Source organism: Azonexus caeni, assembly GCF_048146105.1.
In the GTDB taxonomy this organism is placed as follows: Bacteria; Pseudomonadota; Gammaproteobacteria; order Burkholderiales; family Rhodocyclaceae; genus Azonexus; species Azonexus aromaticus_B.
In genome coordinates this window covers 111236-119942 of the sequence record NZ_JBKJAD010000010.1, presented here as the reverse complement: position 1 = coordinate 119942, position 8707 = coordinate 111236, and the positions used below count along the sequence as shown (strand labels likewise).

Below are 8707 nucleotides of genomic sequence, written 5' to 3'. Positions count from 1 at the left end.
GCAGAACCTCTGTCGTCGCGTGAAGTTGGCTCGAAAGCATCGAGCCGGAAGTTAACAGCCTTCTCTAATGTTTACAAGCGCTTGCGCAAAAAAGAAAATGCCGTTCAGCGCTAACTGAACGGCATTAGCCCGCCGGGCGCTTTTTTCATGTCCGCTCGTAGGCGTCGACGATCGCCGACATCGCCGCCGCGGCGCCCAGCGGCAGGTAGAAATCGACGTGCTCGCTCAGCGGCGTGCGCGTCGGGTTGATCTCGACGGTCGGCACACCGTCCTGCAGCGCCATCACCACCGGCTGCACGATGTAGGGGAAGGTCGCCGAGGTGCCGATCGTGAATACCATGTCGAAGCCCTCGTCGAGCGCCGTATCGAGCCGTTCCAGCGCGGCCACCGGCAGGGCCTCGTCGAACAGCACCACGGCCGGGCGCAGGATCGCCCCGCAATCCGGACAGGGCGGCGGCAACTGGCGACCGGCCAGCGTCTCGACCGCCTCGGCGTAGCCGCAGCGCGGGCAATACAGTTCGTGCAGACCACCGTGAATCTCGATCACCTCCCGGCTGCCCGCCGCCCGGTGCAGCCCGTCGACGTTCTGGGTCAAGGTCAGCACGTAGGGCAGACGGCGTTCGAGGTAGACGATGGCGGCGTGCGCCGCGTTCGGCTGCGCGCCGCGACAGGTTTCCTCGATCTGCGCCAGGTATTTCCAGGTGATTTCCGGGCGGCTGCGGAACATCGGCCCGGACAGCGCGCGCTCGATCGATATCCCTTCCTCGGTGTGGCGACCGTCGTAGAGGCCGCCGGTGCCGCGATAGGTGGGCAGGCCGGAATCGGCGGAAATGCCGGCGCCGGTGATGAACAGGACGCGCCGCGCCCGCGCCAGCTGGTCGGCGATTGCTTCGATCATGACAACTCCCTGAAAGCGATTCAGGCGTAAGTATCCAGCCGCGGCCCGCGGTCTGTCGATGACGGATCGCCGTAAGCCGCCTGCAGGCGCTGCCGCTGGCTGTCCGGCTCGCCATTCTCGTTGCCGGAAAACTGCTGCTGCGCCAGCTCTGCCCGCGCCTGCTGCTCCATCTGCGCGGCCTGCGCCGCCACTGCCCGGTCCTGCCCGGAGGGATCGGCCGGCGCCATCGCCGCGGCGCGGATGCGCCGCGCCCGCTCGATGGTTTCCTGCGGCGTCTTGCCCGGCGAAGTGTCGATGCCGACTTCGCCGGCGACCGCGTAGCTCTGGCCGTCGGGCCCGCGTTCGTAGGTGTAGCTGGCGCCTGAGGTAATCATCCCGCCGCCGGCCGCCATGTGCGCCATTTCGTGCTGGCGGACCTTGCGGTCGGTCTGCTTCAGTTCATCGACCAAGGCCAGTTCTTCGGCGTTTAACTGGCCGACCGCTTCGTCGGCCTGTGCCTTGCCGATCGCCCGCGCCTCTTCCCGGCCTGGGCGTTCGCCGTAGGTCGGATAACTCGAAACCGCGGAAGAGACCCCGGAAATCATCATGAAATCAATACGATGGAATACAACTGGCTGTTTTCATGATAGGCCAGCCCCGGGCAAAAACAAAGCTTTGGTTCAGTTGCAGAGAATCTGGTTGCCCTGCATGCGGCAGTTCTTGCCCCCACCCGCGCCGAGATTGATTGCCGGCGCCGCGGCCGGCTTGACCGGTGCCTCGGCGCAACCGCCCTTGCTGCAGTCGCGCGGATTCTGGGGGTTGGGCGACGGCCGATGCGGCGGCGGCGAAACGATCAACGGACGCGGGCTGTGCCGCACCGCCGGTCGAGCCGCCGCCAGCACGCGTTGCCCGGCTTCGGGATCGCCGGTGCAGGTCGAGGCAATCAACGCGTTGCGGTCGGCGTCGATGGTGTCGAGAATCTGCTTGCGACAGGACGCGAAACCACCAGCATCGCGCGGCGGCCGGGCGCAGATTTCCCCCAGCGCGGCCTGTTGCGCCGCCGTCAGGCGGGCGTTGCGGGCAAGATCGCCGCATTCCTTGCGCTGTTCCGGACTCGCCCCGTCCGCCGTTGCCGACGGCAAGGCGTTCGCCGCCGCTGGCGGCTTGGTGGCAGCGGCTTCTTCCTCGAGGCGCTGCAACTCGAGCTGACGCCGCTGGTGCGCCGCGCGCGCCTCGGCCTGGCGCTCCTCGCTGATCGCTTCGCCGGGCACCGCCTTCAATGTGCGCTCGGCGCCTTCGCAGGGGCGCTCGTAGAACACCGTGCGGCCGTCGGGCGTGCGGCATTTGTAGGCCTGGGCGACAGCCAGCGGACTGACGAGCAGGAGGGAAAGCAGCAGGCAGAGGCGAGGTTCGCGCAGCATCGGTCGCTCCGTATCGGTCGTATGGGGCAACCCGCTCCGGCAAGGCGGCGTTGGGGCCCACGGATACATGGATTATAGTCGCGCCGCCGGCGGTGAAATGTTCCAGGCCGCGCGCGAGACTGCGCGGCCATACCACATCCGTATCAAACCAAGACAGCAACGGTATTGGACGGTATGTCGCGCCTCGCGTTTAATTGATTGCACGGACCCGCGCCCGCCCTCAAGGGCGCCGGGGCAATCAATTCAAGGCAAATCGCAATGGACATTCCCCTCAACCAGTTCAAGCAGGCACTGCGCGCCGGTCGCCGACAGATCGGCCTGTGGCTTGGCCTGGGCGAGACCTTCAGCGCCGAAATCAGCGCCGGCGCCGGCTTCGACTGGTTGCTGATCGACGCCGAACACGGTCCCAACGACCTGCGCAGCATCCTGGCGCAACTGCAGGCGCTGGCGCCCTACCCGACGCAGGCGGTGGTGCGCCCGCCGCAGGGCGATCACGTGCTGATCAAGCAGTTGCTGGAAACCGGCGTCCAGACGCTGCTCATTCCGATGGTCGATACGGCCGAACAAGCGCGTGGCCTGGTCGATGCGATGCGTTATCCGCCGGCCGGCATCCGCGGTGTCGGCAGCGCCCTGGCCCGTGCCTCGCGCTGGGGCCGGATCGACAACTACGCGCAATTGGCCGACGCCCAGATGTGCCTGCTGGTGCAGGTCGAGACGCAGACCGGCTACCGCAACCTCGACGCCATCCTGGAAGTGGACGGCGTCGATGGCGTCTTCTTCGGCGCCGCCGACCTCGCCGCCTCCTACGGCTATCTCGGCCAATCCACCCATCCGGAAATCGTCGCCGCCATCGAGGACGGCCTGCTGCGCACGCGCGCCGCCGGCAAGGCGGGCGGCGTGCTGTGCAGCGACCGCGCGTTGAACGAACGCTACATGGCGGCCGGCGCCAGTTTCGTCGCCGTCGGCGTCGATGCCCTGCTGCTCAGCGCGGCGACCTCGGCCTTGTGCAAGAGCTACAAACCCGGGGCGGCCGCCGCCGGCCCGCCCGGGGCGTACTGAACCACGAAGGACCAGGGAACAAGCCATCGATGAATGGCCCCATTTCACAGACAAAGGAGGAAGACAATGGCAATGACAGGCGTTCTACGCCCCGGACACGGGGCGATCCGGGTGCTCGACCTCGACGAGGCCGTGCATCACTACCGCGACATCATGGGACTGGTCGAAACCGGCCGCGACGCCCAGGGTCGCGTCTATCTGAAATGCTGGGACGAGCGCGACCACCACAGCGTCGTGCTGCGCCAGGCCGACCGCGCCGGCATCGATTTCTTCGGTTTCAAGGTGCTCGACAAGGCGACGCTGGACAAATTGGAGTCCGACCTGCGCGCCTACGGGGTGAACACCGAGCGCATCCCGGCCGGCGAAATGCTGGCCACCGGCGAGCGCGTCCGTTTCGAGATTCCCTCCGGCCACCTGATCGAGCTTTACGCCGAAAAGCAGGCGGTCGGCAACGGTCTGCAGGTACAGAACCCGGCGCCGTGGACCAAGGCCTCGGAAAACGGCATCGCGCCGGTGCGCCTCGACCACTGCCTGCTCTACGGTCCCAACGTGGCTGCCGTCAAGAAACTGTTTACCGAAGTGCTCGGCTTCTATCTGGTCGAGCACGTGCTGGCGCCGGACAACGAGAACAGCGCCGCGATCTGGCTGTCCTGCTCGCACAAGGTGCACGACATCGCCTTCGTCGAGCACCCGGAGCCGGGCAAGCTGCACCACCTTTCCTTCCTGCTCGATTCCTGGGAGGAAGTCCTGCGCGCCAGCGACATCCTGTCGATGAACAACGTGCCCATCGACATCGGCCCGACCCGCCACGGCATCACGCGCGGCTGCACGATCTACGCCTGGGACCCGTCGGGCAACCGCTTCGAGACCTTCATGGGCGGCTACCAGCCCTACCCCGACTACGAGCCGACCACCTGGACCTTCGACGGTCTGGGCGCTGGCGGCGGCCTCGATTACCCGCAGCGCAAGCTGCACGAGACCTTCCTCACCGTCGTGACCTGATCGTCGCGGCCGGGCGGCACCCGCCGCCCGGCCTGCCCCGCCAGCCGCCAGCGCGCAGTCGAGGACTGCGCCGGCCTCTTGCACGCCAAAACCACGAGTCTTGCCATGAGCCAAGTCCAACGCATCCACCATTTCATCAACGGCGAATTCACCGCGCCACCCGCCGCCCGCTATTTCGACAAGCGTTCGCCGGTCGACGGCCGCGTCATCGCCCACATTGCCGAAGCCGGCCAGGCCGAGGTCGATGCCGCCGTGACCGCCGCCCGCAGCGCATTGAAAGGCGAATGGGGCAAGCTGACCACCGACCAGCGTGTGGACCTGCTCTATGGCGTCGCCAACGAGATCACCCGCCGCTTCGACGATTTCGTTGCCGCCGAAATGGCCGACACCGGCCAGCCGGCGCACGTCATGACGCAGGTTTTCATTCCGCGCGGCGCCGCCAACTTCAAGGTCTTCGCTGACGTGATCAAGAACGTCGCCGCCGAATCCTTCCGCATGGCGACGCCGGACGGCAAGGGCGCGCTGAACTACGCGATCCGCAACCCGAAGGGCGTGATCGGCGTCATCTCGCCGTGGAACGCGCCCTTCCTCTTGATGACGTGGAAGGTCGGGCCGGCGCTGGCCTGCGGCAACACCGTGGTGGTCAAGCCATCCGAGGAAACGCCGCTGACCGCGACGCTGCTCGGCGAGGTAATGAACGCGGTCGGCATTCCCAAGGGCGTCTATAACGTGATCAACGGCTTCGGCCCGGATTCGGCCGGCGCCTACCTGACCCAGCACCCGGGCGTCGATGCCATCACCTTCACCGGCGAAACGCGCACCGGCACGGCGATCATGAAGGCCGCCGCCGAAGGCATGCGCGACGTCTCCTTCGAGCTGGGCGGCAAGAATGCCGGCATCGTCTTCGCCGACTGCAATTTCGACGCGGCGGTCGACGGCATCTTCCGCTCCGCCTTCCTCAATACCGGGCAGGTCTGCCTGGGCACCGAGCGCGTCTATGTCGAGCGGCCGATTTTTGAACGCTTCGTCGCCGCGCTGAAAGCCAAGGTCGAGAGCGTCCGCTACGGCCGGCCGGAAGACCACGCCAGCACCTACGGCCCGCTGATCAGCCAGGAGCACCGCGACAAGGTGCTCTCCTACTACAAGAAGGCGATCGACGAAGGCGCCACGCTGGTCACCGGCGGCGGCGTGCCCGAGATGCCGGCCGAACTGGCCGGCGGCAGCTGGGTGCAGCCGACCATCTGGACCGGCCTGCCGGAAACTGCGGCGGTCGTCCGCGAGGAAATCTTCGGGCCGTGCTGCCATGTCTGCCCGTTCGACAGCGAGGACGAAGTGATCAACCTCGCCAACGCCAACGACTACGGCCTGGCGACAACAATCTGGACCGAGAATCTGTCACGCGCCCATCGCGTCGCCGAGCGCGTCGAGGTCGGCGTCACCTGGGTGAATAGCTGGTTCCTGCGCGACTTGCGCACGCCCTTCGGCGGTTCCAAACAATCCGGCATCGGCCGCGAGGGCGGCGTCCATTCGCTCGAGTTCTACACCGAAACCCGCAACGTCTGCATCAAGCTCTGATTCCCTCAGCCCCCAACCCCAAAGAGGCTCACATGAAAAAAATACGCTGTGCGCTGATCGGCTCCGGCAACATCGGCACCGACCTGATCTACAAGATCCAGCGCAGCCCGGTCCTCGAACCGGTGTGGATGGTCGGCATCGACCCCGAATCGGAAGGTCTCGCCCGCGCCCGCGCGATGGGCCTGAAAACCACCGCCGCCGGTGTCGACGGCCTGCTGCCCTACGTGCGGGAAGACAACATCCAGATCGCCTTCGACGCCACTTCGGCCTACGTCCACGCCGAGAACTCGCGCAAGCTGAACGAGCTGGGCGTCATGATGATCGACCTGACGCCGGCCGCCATCGGCCCGCTCTGCGTGCCGCCGGTCAACCTGCGCGAACACGCGGAAAAGGTCGAGATGAACGTCAACATGATCTCCTGCGCCGGCCAGGCGACGATCCCCATCGTCCATGCCGTGTCGCGCATCCAGGCGGTGGCCTACGGCGAGATCGTCGCCAGCCTGGCGTCGAAGTCGATCGGCCCAGGCACCCGCGCCAACCTCGACGAATTCACCTACACCACGTCGAACGCCATCGAAGTCGTCGGCGGCGCCCGCAAGGGCAAGGCGCTGGCCATCATCAACCCGGCCGAACCGCCGATGCTGATGCGCAACACCATTTCCTGCCTGACCGACGAGACGCCGGACGAAGCGCGCATCACCGAATCGGTGCTGGCGATGATCAAGGAAGTGCAGAAGTACGTGCCCGGCTACCGCCTGGTCAACGGCCCGCTGTTCGACGGCAAGCGCGTCACCGTCTTCATGGAAGTGGCCGGTCTCGGCGACTACCTGCCCAAGTACGCCGGCAACCTGGACATCATGACGGCGGCGGCGACGCGCACCGCCGAAATGTTCGCCGAGGAAATCCTCGCCGGCAGCATCCAGCTCAAACCCGTGGAGGTTGCAGCATGAGCGAAATTGATCTCAAGGGCCGCCAGGTCATCGTCCACGACATGTGCCTGCGCGACGGCATGCACGCCAAGCGCGAGCAGATGTCGGTCGCGCAGATGGTCCAGATCGCCAGCGCGCTCGACGACGCCGGCGTGCCGTACATCCAGGTCACGCATGGCGCCGGGCTCGGTGGCAATTCGCTGCAACACGGTTTTGCGCCGCACAGCAACGAGGAATACCTGAGCGCCGTGTGCAGCGCGGTCAAGCGCAGCAAGGTCTCGGTCCTGCTGCTGCCCGGGCTGGGCACCATGCGCGAATTGCAGTCGGCCTACGACTGCGGCGCGCGCAGCGTGCATGTCGCCACCCACTGCACCGAAGCCGACACCTCGCCGCAGCACATCGCCTACGCCCGCAAGCTGGGCATGGACAGCACCGGCTTCCTGATGATGGCCCACCTGAACACGCCGGAGGGGCTCGCCCAGCAAGGCAAGCTGATGGAATCCTACGGCGCGCAGACGGTTTACATCACCGACTCCGCCGGCTACATGCTGCCGGCCGACGTCAAGGCGCGCGTCTCCGCGCTGCGCGATGTGCTCAGACCGGAAACCGAGATCGGCTTCCACGGCCACCACAACATGGGCATGGGCATCGCCAACTCGATCGCCGCCATCGAGGCCGGCGCCAGCCGCATCGACGCCTCGGTCGGCGGCCTGGGCGCCGGCGCCGGCAACACACCGCTCGAAGCCTTCGTCGCCGTCTGCGAACGGATGGGCATCGAGACCGGCTGCGACCTGTTCAAGCTGATGGACATGGCCGAAGACATCATCTTCCCGCTGATGGACCACATCGTCCGCGTCGACCGCTCGTCGCTGACGCTCGGTTTTGCCGGCGTCTATTCGACCTTTCTGCTGCACGCCAACCGGGCGGCCGAGCGCTTCGGCATCCCGGCGCGCGACATCCTGGTCGAACTCGGCCGCAAGAAGATGATCGGCGGCCAGGAAGACATGATCACCGACACCGCGATGACGATGGCCAAGGAACGCGGCCTGCTCCAGGACGCCGCAGCGGGAGTCGCGCCATGAAGCCCTACGCCGAACGCGAAGCCTGCGCCATCCTGGTCGGCGCCACCGGCGCCTTTGGCACGGCGATCACCCAACGCCTGCTCGACGCCGGCCTCGGCGTCATCGCTGTCGCCCGCTCGGCCGCCAGCCTGCAGGCGCTGACGGCGCAATACCCCGGCGTGCGTGCCTGTGCCGCCGACATCGGCAACGACTCGGCGATCGCCGCCATCGCCACCGCCATCGACAAGCCGCTGCGCATGGTCGTGCATGGTCCGGGGGTCGCGGTAGCGGGCGGCATCCTGACGGCGCCGACCGAATCGATGGTCGATGCGGTCAACATCAAGGTCGGCGGGCTGCTGCGCCTGGTGCGGGCGGCCGAGGCCCAACTGACGGCTGGCTCGCGCATCGTCGCCATCGGCGGCCACTACGGGCTGGAACCGACTGCCTACGCGGCCGCCGCCGGCGTCGCCAACGCCGCTCTGCTCAACGTCGTGCGCCAGTTGAGCATGGCCTACGGACAGCGCGGCATCACCGCCCACACCATCGTCCCCGGCCCGGCCGACACCGAGCGCCTGCGCCGGGTCGCCGCCAGCCGCGCCGAACAGCGCGGCTGCAGCACCGACGACGTGCTCGACGAAATGCGCGCCGAATCTTCGCTCGGCATCCTCAGCACACCGGAACAGATCGCCTGGGCGGTGACCCTGCTGCTCGCCCCGGAAGCCGATGCGATGACCGGTTCCAGCCTGATGCTCGACGCCGGCCGCCGCCGCGGTCTACCTTGAT

9 protein-coding genes are annotated in these 8707 nt (G+C 67.0%); 6 read left to right on the top strand and 3 right to left on the bottom strand.

Features of this window, described 5'->3' with window-relative positions; translation table 11 throughout:
* Nucleotides 1-145: 145 nt before the first annotated feature.
* The 3 genes from ACLIIZ_RS11750 to ACLIIZ_RS11740 form a co-directional block, all read right to left on the bottom strand.
* On the bottom strand, nt 146-898 hold the full coding sequence (locus ACLIIZ_RS11750) for an SIR2 family NAD-dependent protein deacylase (RefSeq protein ID WP_416692311.1): 753 nt from the start codon (nt 896-898) through the stop codon (nt 146-148).
* A gap of 20 nt (nt 899-918) precedes the next feature.
* On the bottom strand, nt 919-1485 hold the full coding sequence (locus ACLIIZ_RS11745) for a putative metalloprotease CJM1_0395 family protein (RefSeq protein ID WP_416692310.1): 567 nt from the start codon (nt 1483-1485) through the stop codon (nt 919-921).
* A 72-nt stretch (nt 1486-1557) separates the two neighbouring features.
* Nucleotides 1558-2298 carry a hypothetical protein gene (locus ACLIIZ_RS11740; protein ID WP_416692309.1) on the bottom strand — a complete coding sequence of 247 codons (741 nt, stop codon included), beginning with the start codon at nt 2296-2298 and terminating at the stop codon, nt 1558-1560.
* A gap of 258 nt (nt 2299-2556) precedes the next feature.
* Here ACLIIZ_RS11740 and hpaI point away from each other — a divergent pair, with 258 nt between their 5' ends.
* The 6 genes from hpaI (at nt 2557) to ACLIIZ_RS11710 (ending at nt 8706) form a co-directional block, all read left to right on the top strand.
* Nucleotides 2557-3357: a 4-hydroxy-2-oxoheptanedioate aldolase gene (gene hpaI, locus ACLIIZ_RS11735; protein WP_416692308.1), complete on the top strand. Its 801-nt coding sequence runs from the start codon at nt 2557-2559 to the stop codon at nt 3355-3357.
* A 66-nt stretch (nt 3358-3423) separates the two neighbouring features.
* Complete coding sequence (locus tag ACLIIZ_RS11730) at nt 3424-4359, top strand: catechol 2,3-dioxygenase (RefSeq protein ID WP_416692307.1); 936 nt, start codon at nt 3424-3426, stop codon at nt 4357-4359.
* Between the two features lie 105 nt (nt 4360-4464).
* Nucleotides 4465-5934: a 2-hydroxymuconic semialdehyde dehydrogenase gene (locus ACLIIZ_RS11725; RefSeq protein ID WP_416692306.1), complete on the top strand. Its 1470-nt coding sequence runs from the start codon at nt 4465-4467 to the stop codon at nt 5932-5934.
* Between the two features lie 32 nt (nt 5935-5966).
* The gene (locus ACLIIZ_RS11720; RefSeq protein ID WP_416692305.1) at nt 5967-6884 is read left to right on the top strand and encodes an acetaldehyde dehydrogenase (acetylating); all 918 of its coding nucleotides are present in this window, start codon (nt 5967-5969) and stop codon (nt 6882-6884) included.
* Entirely contained in the window at nt 6881-7945 is a 1065-nt protein-coding gene (dmpG, locus tag ACLIIZ_RS11715; protein ID WP_416692304.1) for a 4-hydroxy-2-oxovalerate aldolase, read from the top strand. Before ACLIIZ_RS11720 ends, dmpG begins: the two co-directional genes overlap by 4 nt.
* The gene (locus tag ACLIIZ_RS11710) at nt 7942-8706 is read left to right on the top strand and encodes an SDR family NAD(P)-dependent oxidoreductase (protein ID WP_416692303.1); all 765 of its coding nucleotides are present in this window, start codon (nt 7942-7944) and stop codon (nt 8704-8706) included. Before dmpG ends, ACLIIZ_RS11710 begins: the two co-directional genes overlap by 4 nt.
* The last annotated feature ends 1 nt before the right edge of the window (nt 8707 follow it).

Bases quoted from the DNA above. Each gene is read 5' to 3' on its own strand.
- ACLIIZ_RS11725 (WP_416692306.1), top strand. From the start codon at position 4,465: ATGAGCCAAGTCCAACGCATCCACCATTTCATCAACGGCGAATTCACC.
- ACLIIZ_RS11745 (WP_416692310.1), bottom strand. From the start codon at position 1,485: ATGATGATTTCCGGGGTCTCTTCCGCGGTTTCGAGTTATCCGACCTAC.
- dmpG (WP_416692304.1), top strand. From the start codon at position 6,881: ATGAGCGAAATTGATCTCAAGGGCCGCCAGGTCATCGTCCACGACATG.
- ACLIIZ_RS11710 (WP_416692303.1), top strand. From the start codon at position 7,942: ATGAAGCCCTACGCCGAACGCGAAGCCTGCGCCATCCTGGTCGGCGCC.
- ACLIIZ_RS11730 (WP_416692307.1), top strand. From the start codon at position 3,424: ATGGCAATGACAGGCGTTCTACGCCCCGGACACGGGGCGATCCGGGTG.
- ACLIIZ_RS11720 (WP_416692305.1), top strand. From the start codon at position 5,967: ATGAAAAAAATACGCTGTGCGCTGATCGGCTCCGGCAACATCGGCACC.
- hpaI (WP_416692308.1), top strand. From the start codon at position 2,557: ATGGACATTCCCCTCAACCAGTTCAAGCAGGCACTGCGCGCCGGTCGC.
- ACLIIZ_RS11740 (WP_416692309.1), bottom strand. From the start codon at position 2,298: ATGCTGCGCGAACCTCGCCTCTGCCTGCTGCTTTCCCTCCTGCTCGTC.
- ACLIIZ_RS11750 (WP_416692311.1), bottom strand. From the start codon at position 898: ATGATCGAAGCAATCGCCGACCAGCTGGCGCGGGCGCGGCGCGTCCTG.